This window comes from Microbacterium sp. zg-Y1090, from assembly GCF_030246945.1.
GTDB classification, from domain to species: Bacteria; Actinomycetota; Actinomycetes; order Actinomycetales; family Microbacteriaceae; genus Microbacterium; species Microbacterium wangruii.
Genome location: NZ_CP126742.1, coordinates 639,825 through 658,419, shown reverse-complemented (window position 1 = coordinate 658,419; position 18,595 = coordinate 639,825). Strand labels below are relative to the sequence as shown.

General features: G+C 72.7%; 17 protein-coding genes. 5 read left to right on the top strand and 12 right to left on the bottom strand.

Features of this window, described 5'->3' with window-relative positions:
* Positions 1-19: 19 nt before the first annotated feature.
* On the bottom strand, positions 20-625 hold the full coding sequence (locus QNO26_RS02985) for a DUF402 domain-containing protein (protein WP_257526097.1): 606 nt from the start codon (positions 623-625) through the stop codon (positions 20-22).
* A gap of 15 nt (positions 626-640) precedes the next feature.
* On the opposite strand from QNO26_RS02985, the gene QNO26_RS02980 reads away from it, so the two are divergent.
* Positions 641-1,900 carry an isochorismate synthase gene (locus tag QNO26_RS02980; RefSeq protein WP_257526330.1) on the top strand — a complete coding sequence of 420 codons (1,260 nt, stop codon included), beginning with the start codon at positions 641-643 and terminating at the stop codon, positions 1,898-1,900.
* Positions 1,901-1,937: 37 nt separating this feature from the next.
* On the opposite strand, the gene QNO26_RS02975 is transcribed toward QNO26_RS02980, so the two are convergent.
* From QNO26_RS02975 to QNO26_RS02965, 3 genes are all read right to left on the bottom strand, one after another.
* On the bottom strand, positions 1,938-2,801 hold the full coding sequence (locus tag QNO26_RS02975) for a polyphosphate kinase 2 family protein (RefSeq protein ID WP_257526098.1): 864 nt from the start codon (positions 2,799-2,801) through the stop codon (positions 1,938-1,940).
* A 69-nt stretch (positions 2,802-2,870) separates the two neighbouring features.
* Positions 2,871-4,673, bottom strand: a complete 1,803-nt coding sequence (gene menD, locus QNO26_RS02970) for a 2-succinyl-5-enolpyruvyl-6-hydroxy-3-cyclohexene-1-carboxylic-acid synthase (RefSeq protein WP_257526099.1) — start codon at positions 4,671-4,673, stop codon at positions 2,871-2,873.
* Positions 4,670-5,035 (bottom strand): PLD nuclease N-terminal domain-containing protein, encoded by a 366-nt coding sequence (locus QNO26_RS02965; protein ID WP_257526100.1) that lies wholly within the window; start codon positions 5,033-5,035, stop codon positions 4,670-4,672. Before QNO26_RS02965 ends, menD begins: the two co-directional genes overlap by 4 nt.
* A gap of 87 nt (positions 5,036-5,122) precedes the next feature.
* On the opposite strand from QNO26_RS02965, the gene QNO26_RS02960 reads away from it, so the two are divergent.
* Positions 5,123-5,452: a DUF4229 domain-containing protein gene (locus QNO26_RS02960; RefSeq protein ID WP_257526102.1), complete on the top strand. Its 330-nt coding sequence runs from the start codon at positions 5,123-5,125 to the stop codon at positions 5,450-5,452.
* Between the two features lies 1 nt (position 5,453).
* Here the strand turns inward: QNO26_RS02960 and QNO26_RS02955 are convergent, their stop codons facing one another.
* Genes QNO26_RS02955 through QNO26_RS02925 form a run of 7 tightly spaced genes read right to left on the bottom strand, consistent with a single transcriptional unit; the run spans position 5,454 to position 11,734 of the window.
* Entirely contained in the window at positions 5,454-6,434 is a 981-nt protein-coding gene (locus QNO26_RS02955) for a 1,4-dihydroxy-2-naphthoate polyprenyltransferase (RefSeq protein WP_257526103.1), read from the bottom strand.
* A 53-nt stretch (positions 6,435-6,487) separates the two neighbouring features.
* Positions 6,488-7,645 (bottom strand): AMP-binding protein, encoded by a 1,158-nt coding sequence (locus QNO26_RS02950; RefSeq protein WP_257526104.1) that lies wholly within the window; start codon positions 7,643-7,645, stop codon positions 6,488-6,490.
* A 7-nt stretch (positions 7,646-7,652) separates the two neighbouring features.
* Positions 7,653-8,552 (bottom strand): 1,4-dihydroxy-2-naphthoyl-CoA synthase, encoded by a 900-nt coding sequence (locus tag QNO26_RS02945; RefSeq protein WP_257526105.1) that lies wholly within the window; start codon positions 8,550-8,552, stop codon positions 7,653-7,655.
* 41 nt (positions 8,553-8,593) lie between these two features.
* Complete coding sequence (locus tag QNO26_RS02940) at positions 8,594-9,391, bottom strand: LLM class F420-dependent oxidoreductase (protein WP_257526106.1); 798 nt, start codon at positions 9,389-9,391, stop codon at positions 8,594-8,596.
* Between the two features lie 55 nt (positions 9,392-9,446).
* Positions 9,447-10,388, bottom strand: a complete 942-nt coding sequence (locus QNO26_RS02935; RefSeq protein ID WP_257526107.1) for a hypothetical protein — start codon at positions 10,386-10,388, stop codon at positions 9,447-9,449.
* A gap of 37 nt (positions 10,389-10,425) precedes the next feature.
* Positions 10,426-11,397, bottom strand: coding sequence for a permease prefix domain 1-containing protein (locus QNO26_RS02930; RefSeq protein WP_257526108.1), 972 nt, complete (start codon positions 11,395-11,397; stop codon positions 10,426-10,428).
* 1 nt (position 11,398) lies between these two features.
* Positions 11,399-11,734: a PadR family transcriptional regulator gene (locus QNO26_RS02925; protein ID WP_257526109.1), complete on the bottom strand. Its 336-nt coding sequence runs from the start codon at positions 11,732-11,734 to the stop codon at positions 11,399-11,401.
* A 133-nt stretch (positions 11,735-11,867) separates the two neighbouring features.
* Here QNO26_RS02925 and QNO26_RS02920 point away from each other — a divergent pair, with 133 nt between their 5' ends.
* The gene (locus QNO26_RS02920; RefSeq protein WP_257526110.1) at positions 11,868-12,881 is read left to right on the top strand and encodes an o-succinylbenzoate synthase; all 1,014 of its coding nucleotides are present in this window, start codon (positions 11,868-11,870) and stop codon (positions 12,879-12,881) included.
* Positions 12,882-12,912: 31 nt separating this feature from the next.
* On the opposite strand, the gene QNO26_RS02915 is transcribed toward QNO26_RS02920, so the two are convergent.
* Entirely contained in the window at positions 12,913-13,542 is a 630-nt protein-coding gene (locus QNO26_RS02915; RefSeq protein ID WP_257526111.1) for a TetR/AcrR family transcriptional regulator, read from the bottom strand.
* A gap of 120 nt (positions 13,543-13,662) precedes the next feature.
* On the opposite strand from QNO26_RS02915, the gene QNO26_RS02910 reads away from it, so the two are divergent.
* The gene (locus tag QNO26_RS02910) at positions 13,663-16,497 is read left to right on the top strand and encodes an MMPL family transporter (protein ID WP_257526112.1); all 2,835 of its coding nucleotides are present in this window, start codon (positions 13,663-13,665) and stop codon (positions 16,495-16,497) included.
* Positions 16,494-18,542, top strand: coding sequence for a YhgE/Pip domain-containing protein (locus tag QNO26_RS02905; protein ID WP_257526113.1), 2,049 nt, complete (start codon positions 16,494-16,496; stop codon positions 18,540-18,542). The genes QNO26_RS02910 and QNO26_RS02905 overlap by 4 nt, the downstream gene beginning before the upstream one ends.
* The last annotated feature ends 53 nt before the right edge of the window (positions 18,543-18,595 follow it).

Sequence of the window (18,595 nt, the reverse complement as noted above, 5' to 3'; positions counted from 1 at the left end):
CGGAAGTCACCATTCGATCCTACGGCGCGGCGTCAGGGTCGTCCGCGTCGGCGGCAGCCCCGCTGGCGGCGCGCGCGTCCGCAGCGAGCGCGGCGAGACGGGTGAACCAGTGCGCCGCCGTCGCGTCGTCGAACGGCGCCTCGTGCGCGCGCACCCGCGCCTCGAGCGTCACGGCGACGTCCTCGAGCCGCTCCACCACGTCGAGGGGGTACCCGTATGCCACGCGGTGCTCCTCCCATTCGTCGCGGTCGTCGACGTAGACGCCGGTGCCGACATGGTCGACGACGTCGAGGTCCATGTCGACGCCCACGGGCTCGCCGTCCTGCCAGCCGGCGTCCCAGGCCAGGTCGATGTAGATCCGGGTGCGGTGCGGCGGCGCGTTCATGGTCAGCACCCAGTCACCGTCGGGCGGGATCAGACTGACGTTCGGGTGCTGGGCGATGACATCGCGCCCCGGCCGTACGCTGCGATCGCCCGGTCGCTGACCGACCCAGTCGCCCCACCGGTCGCTGCCGAGATAGACGCACTCGTGCACCCAGTGCACCCCGCCGTCCCATTTGCGCCAGCGGAATGACAGGCGGGTGCCGGGCGCGGGACGACGCGGCGGCTCGGGGGCGACGGTCATCTTCGCGAGTCTAGGCTGGAAGGCGTGTCTGTGTCCCTTCCGCATCTCGTCGTCCGGACCCGCGAGACGGACCACGTCGAAGACCTGCTGACCTTCACCTCCCCGACCCGCCCGACCGCGTGGATGCGCCGCGGCGACGGCATGGTCGGCTGGGGCGCGGCCCACACGTTCACGGTCGCCGACGGGGATGCCGCGGGCGAGCTCTCGCGGCAGTGGACCGCTCTGGCCGCCGCCGCCGACATCGACGACCCGGTGGGTCTTCCCGGCACCGGGCTCGTGGCGTTCGGCGCGCTGACGTTCGACACCCGATCGCGCCGGGCGGGCGAGCTGCACGTGCCGCGCGTCATCGTGGGCCGCCGCGGGGGACGAGGCTGGGTGACCACCATCGACCCCGCCGGCGAGGGACCCCTGGAGCCGCACGAGACGCCGTACGGCGGGCACTGGGCCGGCACGCTCGGGCCGGGCGAGCAGTCCGCCGAGGGATACCTCGCTTCCGTGCGCGCCGGGCTGGACGCCATCGCCGCGGGCGAGGTGGGCAAGGTGGTGCTCGCGCGCGACCTGCGCGGCACCGCCCCGGCCGGTTCGGATCTTCGCCGGCTCGCGCGTGCGCTGGCATCCGACTACCCCGACACCTGGACCTTCGCCGTGGACGGGATCATCGGCGCGAGTCCGGAGACCCTCGTCACCGTGCACGGGGGCACTGTGACCGCCCGCGTGCTCGCCGGCACCACCCCCCGCGGCGCCGACGCCGACGCCGACACGGCCGCGGCGTCCGCGCTCGCCTCGAGCGGCAAGGATCTCGACGAGCACGAGTTCGCGGTGCAGAGCGTGCTGTCGTCACTGCGCCCCTACACCCGGGCGCTCGTCGCCGGCGAGGCGCCGTTCACCCTCAAGCTGCCCAACGTCTGGCACCTGGCCACCGACGTCGAGGGCGAGCTCGGCGGCGTGGCCTCGGCGCTGGACCTCGTCGGCGCGCTGCACCCCACCGCCGCCGTGGCGGGCACCCCGACCGCCGCGGCGATCGAGGTCATCCGGCGCCTGGAGCCCTTCGACCGCGGCCGGTACGCCGGGCCCGTCGGCTGGATCGACGCGCACGGCGACGGCGAGTGGGCGATCGCGCTGCGCTGCGCGCAGTTCGACCTTCCCGCCGACGAGGCGGCGCCGATCGCTGTGACCGCCTACGCCGGCGCCGGCATCGTGCCCGGCAGCGACCCCGAGACCGAGCTCATCGAGACGCGGGTGAAGTTCCGGCCGATCGTGGACGCGCTGGCGTAGCGTCCGCCACGCACGGCCCGCCCTGCCGGACGGAGCGTCATGTGGCCTCGAGGCGTCGCTTCTCCGCCTCGACGTCGAAGGTGGCCGGCGGCCACTGCGGGTCGAGGCGTTCCAGCGTCGCCAGCAGCAGGTGCTGCACCGCGATGCGCGCGTACCACTTGCGACCGGCGGGGACGACGTACCAGGGCGCGACGTCGGTGGAGGTGCGGTCGAACACCGTCTGGTAGGCATCCATGTACTGCGGCCAGAGAAGGCGTTCATCGATGTCGCCGGGGTTGTACTTCCAGTGCTTCTCCGGCCGCTCCAGGCGCTGCATCAGGCGCTCCTTCTGCTCAGCCGGGGAGATGTGCAGCATCACCTTCACGATGGTGGTGCCGGCGTCGGAGATGCGCCGCTCGAAGTCGTTGATCGCCCCGTATCGGCGCTCGATCTCCTCCGGCGGCGCGAGCTCGCGCACCCGGCCGATCAGCACATCCTCGTAGTGCGAGCGGTCGAAGACGCCGATGTAACCGGGGTGGGGCACGTGCTTCTCGATGCGCCAGAGGAAGTCGTGGGCGAGCTCCTCCGCCGTCGGCTTCTTGAACGCCTTCAGGTGGATGCCCTGCGGGTCCGTCGCACCGATGACGTGCCGCACGATGCCGCCCTTGCCTGCGGTGTCCATCGCCTGCAGCACCAGCAGCACCGAGGGCTTGGTCGGATCCTCGCGACTCTGGGCGTAGAGGCGCTCCTGCAGCTCGTCGAACTCATGCGCTCCGGCGACGAGATCCTCCGCGGCCTTGGCCTTGTCCTTGCCGTACCCGGGTGTCGCACGGCTGTCGACGTCGGCGAGGCGGAACCCCTCCCGCACCCGCAGCGTCTCGATCAGGTCGACGGTGACATTGGACTGACTTCTCGCGGTCATGCAGTCATCATGGCGGATGCCGGAGCCCGCGGCACCGGGTTCGTGCGCCGAACCCTCAGCGCCCGGCGCTCACCGCGGCAGCGGCACTTCGATGAGCTGGCGTCCGCCGACAGGCGAGGTGAGCGCCTGGTCGAGCGCCGCCCGCGTCGTGACCCGCTGGTACTCCCAGCCATAGGCGGTGGCCAGCTGCTCCAGCCGCGCGGTCTGCGGGGTGTACAGCACCCGTTCCATGGCCGAGGCCTGTGCGACGGCGGCCACCTCGAGCCCGTCGAAGATCGTTCCGCCCCCGTCGTTGCCGACGATCACCTGCAGGCGGGGCTCCTCCTCATGCGGCGGGAGCAGCAGCGCCCCGACGTCGTGGAGGAACGTGAGGTCGCCCATGAGCACGCGGGTGACGCCCGGCGCGCCGATCACCTGCGAGGCCAGGGCGATGCCCGTGGCCGTCGCGATCGTGCCGTCGATGCCCGCGAGGCCACGGTTGGCGTGGACGGGCACCTTCTTGCCGCCGAGCACCGCATCGGCGACGCGCACGAGGCGCGAGGACCCGAACACCAGGCGGTCGTGCGGCCACGTGGCGCGCCACACCGCGTCGACGAGCGCCTCGCGGTCCAGTGGCGCCCTGATGGCCTGCAGCTCGGCGGCGATCGCACCGAGTCGCGCGGCGGGCGAGGCCGAGGCGAGGCCGACCGCGTCGGGCGCGGGCGGGGCGAGATCGACCGCGGCGTCCCGCGAGGCCCGCATCCACTCCGGCAGCCACTGCGGGTCGGCGTCCCTGGCGGAGACCGTCACCGCGGCGGCGGCCACGGTCGCTCCGTTGAGGTTGAGGGGCTCCCCCGGGCCGCGGACGGCGATGACCTCGACGTCGTCGCGCGAGAGCAGGGCGACGACCTCGCGGCTGAGGGTGGGGTGGCCGAAGACGACGGCACGCTGCACGCGACCGCCCAGGCGCGGATCGCGCAGCAGCCCGCGATAGCCGTGCACGAGCTGACGGCCGAACCGCGCGCCGCTGACGATCTCGGCCACGAGCGGCCACCCGCCGCGGTGGGCGAGCTCCTCTGCGGCGGGCCCGGCGTCGGCACCGGCGATCACGAGGGTGCGCGGGCCCGGCTCCAGCACGACCGGTGCGTCGTCGGCGGCGGGCACATCCGCCCGTCCGATGCCGCCACCGCCCTGGTACAGCGCGCCCGAATCGTCCCCGGAGGCAGGGATCGGGGCGGCGTCCGGCGCGCCGGACGGATCGTCCGCAGCGGTGGGGTCGACGGCCGCGGCCGCGATGAGCCACGGGGGCAGGGTCCCGGCCAGCGGCTCCCGGCACGGAAGGTTCAGATGCACCGGTCCGCGCGGCAGCGCCCCGTAGCCCAGGCTCGCCTCGAACGCGTCGTCCGCGACGGCGCGCAGCATCGCCGACTGCTCGTCGGTGCCGTCGGCGTCGATGCGGTCGGGCACCGGAAGGTCGGCCTCGCGCCGCACCGCGGCGGAGAACATGCCGGGCTGGCGGGTGGTCTGGTTCGCGCCGACGCCGCGGAGCTCCGGGGGACGATCGGCGGTGAGCAGCAGCAGCGGAACGCCCGCGTGGTGCGCCTCGAGGGCGGCCGGCAGCAGATTGGCGGCGGCGGTGCCGGAGGTGCAGATCACCGCAGCGGGAACGCCCGACTCACGGCCGAGGCCCAGAGCGGTGAACCCGGCGACCCGTTCGTCGATGCGCACGTGCAGCCGCACCACGCCGCGGCTTTCGAGTTCGGCGGCGATCAGCGCGAGCGCCTGCGAGCGCGAGCCCGGGCTGAGCACGATGTCGCGCACGCCGCGTTCGACGAGTCGGCCCAGCAGCGCGGCGGCGGCATCCGTGGCCGGGGACCGCTCCCCTGCGCTCATGCGTCGGTCGGGCGCGGCGGCGGGGGGTTGCCCCAGTGCGGATCGTCGTCCTCCGAGTCGAGGGCCTTCAGCTCCTCCTCGATGCGGCGGATGCGCTCATCCGTGTCGCGGATGTCGCCGATGCGGCCGAGGAACTCGGGGTCGTCATCCGGCGCCTTCGGCCGCGGCATCGCCGAGGAACGAGTGCGGCCCACCGCGAACCAGAGCACGCCACCGAGCACCGGCAGCAGCGCCACGATCAGGATCCACACCGGCTTGCTGACGCCACGGTGCCGGCTGGGGTGCTGAACGGCGCAGTCGACGATGCTGTAGACCCAGAACAGGATCAACAGCAGCGCAACGATGAGCAGGATACGCGCCACGCGTTCCATCCTAGGCGCGCTGGGCTGAGCGGGCGCCCAGAGGAGTGGAACCGGGCCGCCCTCGTCATGCCGCGTAGGATGGCGGGTGTGAAAGCACGCTCCGTGATCGTCTACTCGGTGCTGCGACTGTTGGCGTTCCTGGTGCCGTTCGGCATCATGATGCTGTTTCCGATCATGCGGGAGTTCTACTGGCTCTCGGCGATCTTCGCCGCGCTGATCGGGCTGAGCCTGTCGCTGCTGTTCCTGCGCGCGCCGCTGGACGACGTCACGGCGGGCCTGGCCGACCGCCGTGCGCGGCGCACCGAGCACCTGGATGCCGACGCGGAGGATGCCGCGAACGACGCCGTGAGCAGATCTACCGGCGACGACACCGACGCTGCCGGCCCCGGCACCACGGCCGGTCCCGCCGCACGCTGACTCAGCCCGCGAAGGCCCACAGCAGCAGCGCGCCGTACGCCACCGACGTCAGCGACGTGACGCCCAGGGCGACGACCAGCTCCCGCGGGGCGCGGTAGGTCCACACGATGAGGATCGCCGCGGCGGCCGGGATCAGTGCCAGCAGCGTCAGCCAGGCGATCGGGTAGAACAGCGCCAGGTACGCCGCGATGGCGAACGGGATCAGCAGGAACAGTGTGAACAGCGCCTGAGTGGCGCGCTTGCCGATGCGCACCGTGAGGGTGCGCTTGCCGGCCAGACGGTCCTGGTCGATGTCGCGCAGGTTGTTCGCCAGCAGCACCGCGCAGGCCAGCAGACCCGCGCCCACCGCGCCGAACCACGCCTCCTGCGGCACGACGCCGACCTGCACGAACGTGGTGCCGACGGTGGCGACGAGCCCGAAGAAGACGAAGACGAAGAGCTCACCGAGGCCGGCATAGCCATAGGGCCGCTTGCCGCCGGTGTAGAACCAGGCCGCGATGATGCAGACCGCGCCGATCGCGAGCATCCACCAGTGCTGGGTGCGGATCACGATCGCGATTCCGGCGATCGCGGCGACGGCGAAGAACGCGAGGGCCACGATCAGCACGGTGCGCGGCCGGGCCTTGCGTGAGGCGGTGAGGCGCGCCGGGCCGACGCGGTGGTCGTCGGTGCCCCGGATGCCGTCGCTGTAGTCGTTGGCGAAGTTGACGCCGATCTGCAGTGCGACCGCCACCACGAGGCAGGCCAGGGCGAGCGCCCAGTGGAACGCCGGCTCGACGACCAGCGCGGCGCCGGTGCCGATGAGCACGGGCGTCACCGCCAGCGGCAGTGTGCGCAGCCGGGCGGCTCCGATCCAGTCGCCGAGCGTCGCGGGCTCGACGCGGGCGGGCGCCTGCGGCGCCTGCGACCGCTGCGGGTTGCCGCGCGTCTTGCGGGCGGATGCCGACGGGGTGCGCTTCTTCTTACGGGAGGGTGCGGCCACGACCAGTCAGTTTAGGCCGTGCCGGGACACTCCCCGCCACGCGCCCGGCCGCGTCAGTGCGGCGTCTGTCGCACCGCCTGGCGGATCGCCTCACGATCGGGCTTGCCGCTGGCGAGCGTCGCGACCTCGTCCAGCAGCACCAGCCGCACGGGGCGGGCATGCGCGCCGATCTCGTCCGCCACGGCGCTGCGGGCGGCGGCGAGGTGGTCGGCATCGCTGCGGCGCAGCGCATTGCCGCGGGCGCAGACGATGACAGATGCCTCCCCCCACCGTGCGTCGGGGACAGCGACGACGACGGCATTCGCGAGCCCGGGGACCCCGCGCACGACCTGCTCGACGCGGTCCAGCGAGATGTTGACGCCGCCCGAGATGATCACGTTGTCCAGGCGGCCGCGCACCGCCAGCACGCCGTCGGTGATGACCCCGGCATCGCCGGTGCGGTACCAGCGGGTCCCGTCGCCGTCACGGACGAACGTCGCCTCGGTGCGCTCGGGATCGTCGAGGTAGCCGTCGGCGAGCGTCGGGCCGGCCACCTGCACCTCGCCGTCGACCAGGCGCAGCTCCACGCCGTCCAGCGGCACGCCGTCGTAGACGCACCCGCCGCTGGTCTCGGTGGACCCGTAGGTGCGCACGATGCGCGCGCCGCACTCGCGGGCACGGTCGTACACGGCGGCGGGGAGCGACTGGCCGCCCACGAGGATCGCCTCGAACGACCGCAGCGCGTCCCCCACCGCGGCATCGTGCTCCGCGGCATCCAGAAGCTTCGTCAACTGCGCCGGGACGAGCGAGGTGTAGGCGGGCACCTCCCGCGCACCGGTGGCCGACGCCATGTCGCGCGCCGCCGCCGCGAATGCCTGCGGGGTGAACGCACCCGTCAGCATCGTCGGCTCGCGCCCCGAGACGATCGAGCGCACGAGCACCTGCAGCCCGGCGACGTACGACGCCGGCAGAGCGAGCAGCCACGCACCCTCGCCGATGCGCGCCGCGGTGGCACGTGCTCCGGCGGTCAGCGCGGTGCGGCTGAGCACGACGGATTTCGGGATGCCGGTGGAACCCGACGTCGTGACGACCACCGCGGTGCCGGCCGGCACCTCCCGCGGTGCGGTGTCGACCATTCCGAGCCCCAGCGCGGGACCTGCGCCGTCGATCGCGGCGCGCACGGCACGCAGCACCTCACGGGGGTCGTCCCCCGACACCGCCTGAAGGTCCATCGCCACCTCAGTAGTGCCAGGGGTAGGGCGACCAGTCGGGGTCGCGCTTCTCGAGGAACGCGTCCCGTCCCTCGACGGCCTCGTCGGTGCCATAGGCCAGGCGCGTGGCCTCCCCGGCGAACACCTGCTGGCCCACCAGGCCGTCGTCGACGGCGTTGAAGGCGAACTTCAGCATGCGGATCGCCGTGGGCGACTTGGTGAGGATGGTCTGCGCCATCGCGATCGCCTCGCGCTCGAGTTCGGCGTGCGGCACGACGCGATTGACCGCGCCCATCTCGTACGCTCGGTCGGCGGAGTACTCCTCGGCGAGGAAGAACACCTCGCGGGCGATCTTCTGCCCCACCTGGCGCGCCATGTAGGCCGACCCGTACCCGGCATCGAACGAGCCGACGTCGGCATCCGTCTGCTTGAACCTTCCGTGCTCGCGGGACGCGATCGACAGGTCGCAGACGACGTGCAGGGAGTGCCCGCCGCCGGCCGCCCATCCCGGGATCACCGCGATGACGACCTTCGGCATGAAGCGGATGAGCCGCTGCACCTCGAGGATGTGCAGGCGCCCGGAGCGGGCGGGGTCGGGCACGAACGCCTCATCGCCCTCGTACTTGTAGCCGTCGCGGCCTCGGATGCGCTGGTCGCCGCCGGAGCAGAACGCCCACCCGCCGTCCTTGGGGCTGGGGCCGTTGCCGGTGAGCAGCACGACGCCGATGCGCGAGTCCTGCCGCGCGATGTCCAGCGCCCGGTACAGCTCGTCGACGGTGTGCGGCCGGAAGGCGTTGCGCACCTCGGGCCGGTCGAACGCGATGCGCGCGATGCGCCCGTCGGTGGAGACATGCGCGGTGATGTCGGTGTAGGCATCGGCGCCGGGCGCGGGCACCCACGCGGCCGGGTCGAACAGCTCGGAGACCATGGCTCCAGCCTATTCCCGGCCACCGTGGGCGACGGAGCCTGTCAGGCGTTCTTGCCGTCGCGCCAGCGCAGCCACCGCTCGACGAGCGCGTAGTCCCAGTCGGGCCCCTGGAAGCCGAGGGTGTACAGGCGCACACCGTGGTCGTAGAGGGCGTCGGCGACGTCTTCGTCACGGTCCTTCAACTCGTTGGAGATGATGAGCCCATCCGTCGGACGCTGCTCGACGTCGGCCCACTTCTCGATCACCGAGAGCTTGTGCGACAGGTTGTCGGGCCCCACGAAGCTGTGCCAGATGTCGGCGTGGCGGGCGACCAGACGCAGCGTCTTCTGCTCGCCCGCGCCTCCGATCATCACCGGGATCCGCCGGGTCGGGGCCGGGTTGAGCTTCTCCCAGCGCCGCTCGATGCGGGCGAGACCCTGCTCGAGGTCGCGCAGGCGCGAGCCCGGGGTGCCGAATTCGTACCCGTACTCGTCGTAGTCCCGCTCGAACCAGCCGGCCCCGGTGCCGAAGATGAACCGTCCGGTGCCGCCCTTGGCCGAGATGTGGTCGATGGTGCGGGCCATGTCCGCCTGCAGGTCGGGGTTGCGGTAGCTGTTGCAGTTGACCAGCGCCCCGAACTCGACACGCTCGGTCTGCTCCGCCCAGGCGGCGAGCATCGTCCACGACTCGAAGTGCAGGCCGTCGGGATCGCCCGAGAGGGGGAAGAAGTGGTCCCAGTTGAACAGGACGTCCACCCCCATCTCCTCCAGCCGCATGACGGCCTCGCGGAAGTCGGGGTACAGGGCGTGCTGGGGCTGCAGCTGGATCCCCAGGCGGACGGGCGTGTCGAGAAGAGGCATGCGGCACAGCCTAAGGCGGGTGGATGCCGCACGGGGCGGCATCCACCCGATCGCCTCAGCCGGCGCGGCGCGCACGCCGCACGGCGGCGAAGACGGTCCAGCCCGCGATCGCGACGGCGCCCGCGACGAGACAGCCCGCGATCGCCGTCTTCGCGTCGGCGTCGATGTCGAGGTACGCCACGAACGCGGGATCGCACAGCCGACCGGTGACCGTCAGCACCACGATCGGCACCGCCCACGCGAGCGCGAGCAGGGCGCCGGCTATTGCGCTGCCCCTCCCCCAGAGCCCGGTGATGCGTGCCCGCAGCGTCGCGAAAGCACCGGCCAGGACCAGCAGCACTCCGACGACGAGGTTCCACGGCCACAGCGCCGGATCGAGCACCGAGAGGCGCCCGGGGCCGTCGATGTCCCACGGGACGGTGAGGACGACAAGCCCCGCGATGGCGAAGCCCACCGCGAGGATCCCGGCGATCCACTCGCCGCGGCCGACCGGCGACATCTGGTCGGCATCGCCCCCCGGCAGCTGCTCGACGTTCCACGGCTGCGCCTGCTCCCCCGCGCGTTCGAGGGCGGCGTAGACGAGCGTCATGCCCGTGAAGATGCCGGCGCCGACGGCGAGCGTGACGCCGATCGTCGGCCCGACGATCCCCCAGAACGGCCGGTCCTCGAGGGCCATCGCCAGGGCGACGGCGAACGCGACGAACGGCAGCGCGCTCCACAGCACGATCCGCAGCATGCGCCGCCATGTGGGGTACCAGCGAGGGCCGAGAAGGTGCAGCGGTCGGTCGGCGTAGTCGGCGGCGAGGACGGCCGGGTCGCCGAGATCGGTGAGCACGGCGATCTCAGCGGCGTCGGCGTCCTGCCCCTGCCCGAGACGACCGTCGATCTGGTCGCGGATCGACGCGCGCAGCTCGGCGGCGTGGTCGGCGCGCTCGCGCGCCGGCAGGGGCCGCGTTGCCGCCGCGATGTAGCGGCTGGTGTGGTCGCCGGTGGCCATCGATTCCATTTTCGTGCCTCTCTTCTGGCGTCCGGTGTCACCGGGCGCGACGCGCCTTGAGGAAGCCGTCGATCGTGTCCCAGGCGGCGATGGCGACGGCTCCGAAGCCGAGGAGCGTCACCAGCACGGTCTCGACGGTGTCGGCCGAGCCGGCCGGGATCAGGCCGGGGAACAACTCCGGGTTCAGCAGCTCCCCCCGCGACAGCAGCCAGAGCAGCGGAATGACGAAGGCCACGTTGAGCGCGGCGTTCACGGTGGCCGTCACTGCGGTCCAGCGGCCCTGCAGGTAGACGACGGTCATGAGCAGCGCCTCGAGCACGATGAGGGCGAGCAGACCCAGGATCCACCCGGGCCACAGCGCCGGAGACAGCGCCGGCAGCCAGCCGCCGGCGTCGGTGAGGTAGGCCAGGCCGAACAGCTGGTCCCAGATGACGGCGCCGGCCGCGAGCGCGAGGAACACCAGGCTCGCGACGAGGTCGCTGAGGCCCGCGCCGCGCTCCTTCTTCTCCGGGAGGCGGTCGAGGGTCCACGCGGAGACGACGGCGGCATCCTTGTCTCCGGTGGAGCGCTCGATGATGAAGAACACCAGCGCCGTCCAGAAGCCGATGTTGACGATGACCGAGATCACCGCGGGGACGACCGCGCCGATGACGGTGCCGATGCTCTCCCCCGCCAGCACCTGGCCGAGGGCGACGGCGAACGCGACGCAGGCCGGCACGATGGCCCACAGCAGCTTCGTCAGGCGCCACCACGTCAGGTAGTACTTCGGGCCGATCAGCCAGAGCGGACGGTCGATGTATCCCGCCGCCAGCGCGTCGGGATCGCCGAGCTCGGTGAGCACGGCGATCTCGGCGGCATCCGGGGTGTCGCCGGCGGCGATGCGGGCCTCGATCTCATCCTCGATCGATGCGCGCAGCTCGGCGGCGAGGTCGGGCCGCTGCTTCTCGGGCACCGTGCGCATGGCGGTTTCGACGTAGCGGTCGGTGAGGGTGGCGGTGGTGGTGGGCATCTCAGTTCTCCTCGGGGAGGCCGGCGATCGCGTCGGCGATCGCGGTGAAGTCGGCGGTGAGGGCACGGGCCAGGCGCTGCCCGGCCTCGCTCGTGCGGTAGAACTTGCGGGGCCGGGCCTCGTCGGTGTTCCACTCGCTCGTGAGGTGCCCCTGCTTCTCCAGTCGGCGCAGCAGGGGGTACAGCGTGTTGGCGTCGGTGTCGAACCCGCGCCGGCTCAGTTCCTCGAGCAGCCCGTACCCGTAGCCGGGCTGCTGCAGCAGCCGCAGGCACGCCAGCACCGTCGTGCCGCGCCGCAGCTCCTGCAGGTGGGTGTCGAGGGCTTCGTTCTCGCTCATGGATCACACTGTACTGTGCGACACACACTATAGTCAATAACACATTGATGCAATCATCGAAGTTCCGCACCGGTGGCAGGTATGCACGGCGCGGACCCGGGCGAGCCGCGCGCGGCCGGGCCAGGATGGGAAGGTGACTCCGCTTCCCGCACTCGACGACATCCTCCGCAACGCCGCCGTCGTCGCCCTGCCGCTGGCCACCCGCTTCCGTGGGGTCGACGTCCGCGAGGCCGTCGTGCTGCGCGGTCCGGCCGGATGGACGGAGTTCTCGCCCTTCGCGGAGTACGACGACGCCGAGGCCTCGGCGTGGCTGGCGGGCGCTGTCGACTTCGGCTGGGCGGGGCAGCCCACCGTCCAGCGCGACCGCATTCCGGTCAATGCCACGGTGCCCGCCGTGCCGGCCGAACAGGTGGCCCGTGTCCTGGCCCGCTACGACGGATGCCGCACGGCGAAGGTCAAGGTCGCCGAGCGCGGCCAGGTGCTCGCCGACGACGTGGCCCGCGTCCGCGCCGTCCGCGCCGCGATGGGCCCGGAGGGCCGGGTGCGCGTCGACGCCAACGGGGGCTGGAACGTCGACGAGGCGGAGCATGCGGTGCACGCCCTCGCGCCGTTCGACCTCGAGTACGTCGAGCAGCCCTGCGCGACCGTTCCCGAGCTGGCCGAACTGCGCGCCCGCATCCGCTACATGGACATCCCGGTCGCCGCCGACGAGAGCGTGCGCAAAGCCACCGACCCCCTCGCGGTCGCCCGGGCGGGCGCCGCCGACATCCTCGTCGTCAAGGCCCAGCCGCTCGGCGGCGTGCACCGGGCGCTGCGGATCGTGGCAGAGGCAGGACTGCCGGCGGTCGTCTCGAGCGCCCTGGACACCTCGGTCGGCCTGTCGATGGGCGTGGCCCTGGCGGCGGCCCTGCCCGACCTCGACTACGACTGCGGACTGGGGACGGCGGCGCTGTTCACCGCCGATGTGACGACGCCGCCGCTCGCGCCGATCGACGGGATGCTGCGCGTGGGCCGGGTCGCCGTGGACGACGCCGTGGTGCGCGCCCTCGCCGTCGACGACGCCCACCGGGACTGGTGGTTCGCGCGCATCGCGCGCTGCCACGCCCTGCTGGCCGCGCAGGCCGACGCCGGCACCGCGGCCGGCTAGCGACCCGCGCCGCAACCCGACGGATCGGGGCTCAGCTCGCGGGCAGGTCGACCAGAGCGCCGGCGAGACGCTGGGCGCGCTCGTTGAGCAGGCGGTTGGCCTCCGCCCGGTCCATGCCCTGCAGCGCCGCTCGTGTCGCGGTGTCGTCGGCGATCTCGACGAACAGTCGTGCCACCTCGTCGGCGGGCAGCCGCAGCCGGAAGCCGTAGGTGTCCACCAGCGACGACACGATCTGCGCGATGCGGGCGATCATGCCGTCCTGCCACTCCAGGTACGCCCGTGCCATCTCGGGGTCGCGCAGGGCCTGCGCCCGGATCTCTCCGGTGAGCGCGGGGTCGATGCTGGGGCCGATCGAGAGGTCGGCCACCCGGTGGGTGATCTCGGTCGGGCCGAGCGGGGTGCCGAGCTCGCCCAGGTCGCGCACACGCGCTTCGACCTCTTCGACCTTGGCCTCCGCGAGGCGGGCGATGATCGCCAGGAACAACTCGTCCTTCGAGGCGAAGTTGGAGTAGAAGGCTCCGCGGGTGAAGCCGGCGCGCTCGCAGATGGCCTCGACCGATGCTCCGTCCAGTCCGACGAGCGCGAAGACGTCGAGAGCGGCATCCATGAGCCGTCCGCGCGTGTTCTCACGGCTGCGGACGGGTGGACGCACATCGACCATGGCCCTGTCCCTCTCTTCACACGTGTTCCACAGATTGGCACACCCTGTGGCCCTTAGGATACACCTGTGTATCGGATACAGTGATGTATCGAGATTGTCCGACCTCGATCGAAGGACGCCGTGTCCACTCTCCTGTTCTCCCTGGGCCGCTGGTCGTACCGCCACCCGTGGCGCGTCCTCATCGGGTGGCTGCTGCTGCTGGCCATCGTCGGGGGCAGCGCCCTCGCCTTCATGAAGGGGACGGACGACGCGTTCAGGATCCCCGGCACCGAGGCGCAGGAGGGCATCGAGCTGCTGGAGCGCACCTTCCCGCAGGCCAGCGGCACGAGCGCCCAGCTGGTGATCGTGGCCGCCGACGGCGACACCGTCGCCGATGACGCGTACGTGGATGCCATCGACGACACGGTCGCGGCCTTCGAGGACCTCGACGGCGTGCTGGCGGTGACCGACCCGTTCGACGAGATGGTGTCCGGTCTCGTGTCCGACGACGAGCGCGCCGCCATCGTGCGCCTGCAGTTCGACGGCCAGTCGATCGACGTCTCCCAGGAGACCACCGATGCGATGCGCGCGATCGCCGCCGACGCCCGCGACGCACTGCCCGCGGACGCCCAGGTCGCGCTCGGCGGCGACCTGTTCGGCACGTCGATCCCCACCCTGTCGCTGATCGAGGCGGTCGGTGTGCTCATCGCGCTGTTCGTGCTGATCGTCACCTTCCGCTCCATCGCGGTCGCCTTCTTCCCGCTGGTCAGCGCCCTCATCGGTGTCGGGCTCGGCATCGCCCTGATCTACGTCGCGACGGCGTTCGAGTCCGTGCCGTCGACGGCGCCGATGCTCGCGATCATGCTCGGACTGGCGGTCGGGATCGACTACGCGCTGTTCATCGTCGCCCGCCACCAGGACCAGGTCCGCGCCGGCGTCGAGCCGGAGGAGTCCGCCGCACGGGCCACCGGCACCGCCGGCTCGGCGGTCGTCTTCGCCGGTGTCACGGTGCTCATCGCGCTGATCGGCCTGTCGTTCGCGGGAATCCCCTTCCTCACCACGATGGGCATCGCCGCCGCCGCGTCGGTCGCCGTGGCCGTCGCGGTCGCCATCACGCTCACTCCCGCGCTGCTCGGCTTCGCCAAGGGCCGGGTGGCGGGGCGTCCCCGCCGCGCGCCGCGCCGTCCTCGCAAGGCCCGGGCGCCCCGCAGCGACCGCGGCTTCGCGCAGCGCTGGGTGACCGGAGTCACCCGGCATCCCGTCGTCACGACCATCGCCGTGATCGTGGGGCTCGGCGTCGTCGCGATCCCCGCGGCATCCCTCACCCTCGCCCTTCCCAACGCCGGCGTGCAGCCGCCGTCGAGCGAAGCCCGCCAGGCCTACGACCTGACCGCCGAGCACTTCGGCCCCGGCACCAACGGCGCCCTGGTGATGACGGGCACGATCGTGACATCCACCGACCCCCTGGGCCTCATGAGCGACCTCGCCGACGAGATCGAGAAGATCCCCGGCGTCGCCGAGGTGGCGCTCGCGACCCCCAACGAGACCGCCGACACCGGCCTCATCCAGATCGTGCCCGAGACGGCGCCCGACGACCCGGCCACCGCCGATCTCGTGCGCGAGCTGCGCGCCCAGCACGACCGGCTGCTGGACGAGTACGGCGTCGACCTCGTGGTGACCGGGTTCACCGCCGTCGGCATCGACATCTCCGACCGGCTCGGCGAGGCGCTGCTGCCCTTCGGTCTCTTCGTCGTCGGCCTCTCGCTCATCCTGCTGACGATCGTCTTCCGCTCCATCTGGGTGCCCCTGACCGCCGCCGCCGGCTACCTGCTGTCCGTCGCCGCCTCGTTCGGCGTCGTCGCGGCGGTGTTCGAGTGGGGCTGGTTCGCCGACCTGCTGCATGTCACCCGCACCGGCCCGGTCATCAGCTTCATGCCGATCATCCTGATGGGCGTGCTGTTCGGGCTCGCCATGGACTACCAGGTGTTCCTGGTGTCGCGGATGCGGGAGGACTACGTGCACGCCCGGCGCGACCGCGGCGGTCGATCGGATCGCCACACCGCCGTCGGCGCGGTGCGCTCCGGCTTCACCGCATCGGCTCGCGTGGTGACCGCGGCCGCCGTGATCATGTTCGCTGTGTTCGCCGCGTTCGTCCCGGAGGGCGATTCCTCCATCAAGCCGATCGCGCTGGGACTGGCCGCCGGCATCGCAGTGGACGCGTTCCTCGTGCGCATGACGCTGGTGCCGGCCGTCATGGCGCTGCTGGGCGAGCGCGCCTGGCGCATCCCCCGGTGGCTCGACCGGCGCCTCCCCCACTTCGACATCGAGGGCGAGGCCGTCGAGCGCGAGCTCGCGACGGCGCACTGGCCGGAGCAGCCGGCCGCCATCGCCGGCGATGGGCTCACGCTCACCGCCGACGGCGGTCGCCACGACGACATCCCCCTGTTCGCCGACGTCGACGTGCGCGTCCCCGACGGCGGCACGCTGATCGTCGACGGCGACCCCCGCGCCGCGCGGGCGTTCGCGCTGATGATCGCCGGTCGCATCACCCCCGACGCCGGCCTGCTGCGGGTGGCCGGCCACCTGCTGCCCGGGCGCGCCGCCTGGGTGCGGGCACACGTGTCGGTCGCTCTGCTCGATGCCCCCGACGACCCGATCCGCGCTCTCCGTCACGCCCTGTCGGGCTCACCGCGGCTGGTGGTCATCGACGGTCTCGACACCCTTCCCGTCGAGCAGCGCGAGACCGCGGCCCAGCTGCTGCGCGCGGCTGTCGACGCGCTGCGGGAACGCTCCAGCGACCCCCGCGCGGCCCTCACGATCGTGGCATCCGGTCGCGCCGACGGCACCGCCCGCGCGGTGCTCGCCGATGCCGGCCGCACCGATGCGATCCTTCTGACCCTGGACGACCCGGCTTCCCTGCGCCGCGACGCGGACGCCGGCTCCCCCCGATTCGCCGAAAGCAAGGCCCACGCATGACCCTCCCCCTCGAGCGCGCCCGTTCGCGTCGCCCCGTCACGTGGCTCACCCTCATCGGGGTGCTGCTGCTGCCGGTGCTCATCGGCGGCGTCCTGGTCGCCGCGCTGTACAACCCGGTCGAGCGCCTCGATGCGATGAACGTGGCCGTGGTGAACGACGACGAACCGGTCACGATCGACGACCAGATGGTTCCGCTCGGTCGCCAGCTCACCGCCGGCCTGGTCGAGGGGTCCGATGAGCTGCCGAGCAACCTCACCTGGACCATCTCCAACGACGACGACGCCCGCGACGGGCTCGCCGACGGGACGTACGCGGCCATCGTGACGATTCCGGAGAACTTCTCCGCCGCCGCCACCTCCACCGCGCCCGGCAGCACCCCCGAGCAGGCGACGATCGTCGTGGAGACCGCGCCCGACAGCCTGATCGTCGACGAGGCGATCACCGCCCAGGTCACGCAGGCCGCCGCATCGCTGCTCGGCAGCGAGCTGTCGCAGGTGTACCTGGAGAACGTCTTCCTCGGCTTCACGACGCTCGGCGACCAGCTGGGCGAGGCCGCCGACGGCGCCGCAGAGCTGGGCGACGGCGCACGCACGATCGCCGACGGCACGACGAGCCTCGCCGACGGCGTGCGGGCGCTGGGCACGGGAGCGGGCGCCATCGCCGACGGTGCACGCGAACTGTCATCGGGTGCCGGGCAGCTCGCGGGCGGCGCGACGCAGGCCGCGAACGGTCTCGACACCCTCGCCGGCGGAGCGACGACCCTCGCCGACGGCCAGCGTCAGGTCGCCGGAGCGCTGGACGGCATCGCCGCGCAGCTTCCCAGCGAGGCGCAGGTGCCGGCGCAGCTCACCGACGCCCTCGCGGGCATCGGTGCGAACAGCGACGCCATCATCGGTCAGCTGACCGACTCCGCGACCCAGCTCGCGGCCCTCGCCGCGGCGTGCGACCCGGCCGCCACCCCGCAGCTCTGCACGCAGCTCGAGGCGGCGAGCCGGCAGTCCCAGCAGCTGCTGCCCACGCTCACCACGCTCGTGGGGCAGGCCGGACCGATCGGAGGGGCGCTGCAGGGCCTGAACGACCTGCCGCAGCTGCGAGCCGGCCTGACCGAGATCGCCGCGCAGTCCGGGCAGATCGCCGACGGCGTCGCCGGTCTCGCGGGCGGCGCCGAGCAGGCCGCGGGCGGCGTGCGGGAGCTCGGCGGCGGAGCGGGCGCCCTGGCGACGGGCGCCTCCCAGCTGGCATCCGGTGCCGATCAGCTGACCTCGGGGGCGACGGATGCCGCAGACGGCGCGGATGCCCTCGCCGACGGCATCGGCGAGCTCGCCGGCGGGGCCGACACGCTCTCGGAAGGGCTGACGACCGCGACCGACGCACTGCCGTCCTACACCGACGAGGAGGCAGCCGACCTCGCCTCCGTCGTCGCCGACCCGGTGGCCGCCGAGGGGCTGGGCAACAACCTCTTCGGAGCATCCGCCGTGCCGCTGCTGGTGACCCTGGCGCTGTGGTTCGGCGGTGTCGCCTCGTTCGTCGCGCTGCGCGCCGTCTCGGCCCGCGCCCTCACCTCGCGCCGCCCGTCGGTGCTGCTGGCACTGCGATCGCTCGCGCCCGCCGCCGCGATCGGCGCTGCGCAGGGCCTGCTGGTCGCGATCGTGGTGCAGCTGGCCGCAGACTACGACGGCGGCACCTGGTCGCTGTTCGCCCTGTTGTGCGTGCTGGCCGGCGTCGCCTTCGCCGCCGTCAACCAGGCGCTCATCGCCGTGTTCGGCGGCGCCGGCCGCTGGATCGCCGCCCTCGTCGGCGTGCTCGCCGTCGCGACCGGCGTGGTGTCGACGGTGCCCGGGGTGCTCGCCTCCCTGGCGGGGCTCATGCCCACCACGCCCGCGTACCAGGCTCTGCTGGGCGCGCTGACCGACGCCGGCGGCGTCGGCGCCGCGGTGGCCGGGCTGATCGTCTGGGGCGCGCTGGCGTTCATCGCCTCCACGCTCGTGGTCGCGCGGCGCCGTTCCACGTCGGCCAAGGCGATCGTGGCGGCGGCCGCGGTGTAGCCGCCACGTCGAGGCGCTCCGCAACGGGCGCGCTGCCTTCGGGTGGCGCGCCC

What these genes read in the sequence shown, in the direction of transcription:
- QNO26_RS02945 (WP_257526105.1), bottom strand. Translation starts at nt 8,552, where the DNA reads ATGGTCTCCGAGCTGTTCGACCCGGCCGCGTGGGTGCCCGCGCCCGGC.
- QNO26_RS02930 (WP_257526108.1), bottom strand. Translation starts at nt 11,397, where the DNA reads ATGCCCACCACCACCGCCACCCTCACCGACCGCTACGTCGAAACCGCC.
- QNO26_RS02985 (WP_257526097.1), bottom strand. Translation starts at nt 625, where the DNA reads ATGACCGTCGCCCCCGAGCCGCCGCGTCGTCCCGCGCCCGGCACCCGC.
- QNO26_RS02940 (WP_257526106.1), bottom strand. Translation starts at nt 9,391, where the DNA reads ATGCCTCTTCTCGACACGCCCGTCCGCCTGGGGATCCAGCTGCAGCCC.
- QNO26_RS02975 (WP_257526098.1), bottom strand. Translation starts at nt 2,801, where the DNA reads ATGACCGCGAGAAGTCAGTCCAATGTCACCGTCGACCTGATCGAGACG.
- QNO26_RS02935 (WP_257526107.1), bottom strand. Translation starts at nt 10,388, where the DNA reads ATGGCCACCGGCGACCACACCAGCCGCTACATCGCGGCGGCAACGCGG.
- QNO26_RS02925 (WP_257526109.1), bottom strand. Translation starts at nt 11,734, where the DNA reads ATGAGCGAGAACGAAGCCCTCGACACCCACCTGCAGGAGCTGCGGCGC.
- menD (WP_257526099.1), bottom strand. Translation starts at nt 4,673, where the DNA reads ATGAGCGCAGGGGAGCGGTCCCCGGCCACGGATGCCGCCGCCGCGCTG.
- QNO26_RS02905 (WP_257526113.1), top strand. Translation starts at nt 16,494, where the DNA reads ATGACCCTCCCCCTCGAGCGCGCCCGTTCGCGTCGCCCCGTCACGTGG.
- QNO26_RS02950 (WP_257526104.1), bottom strand. Translation starts at nt 7,645, where the DNA reads ATGGACCTTCAGGCGGTGTCGGGGGACGACCCCCGTGAGGTGCTGCGT.
- QNO26_RS02915 (WP_257526111.1), bottom strand. Translation starts at nt 13,542, where the DNA reads ATGGTCGATGTGCGTCCACCCGTCCGCAGCCGTGAGAACACGCGCGGA.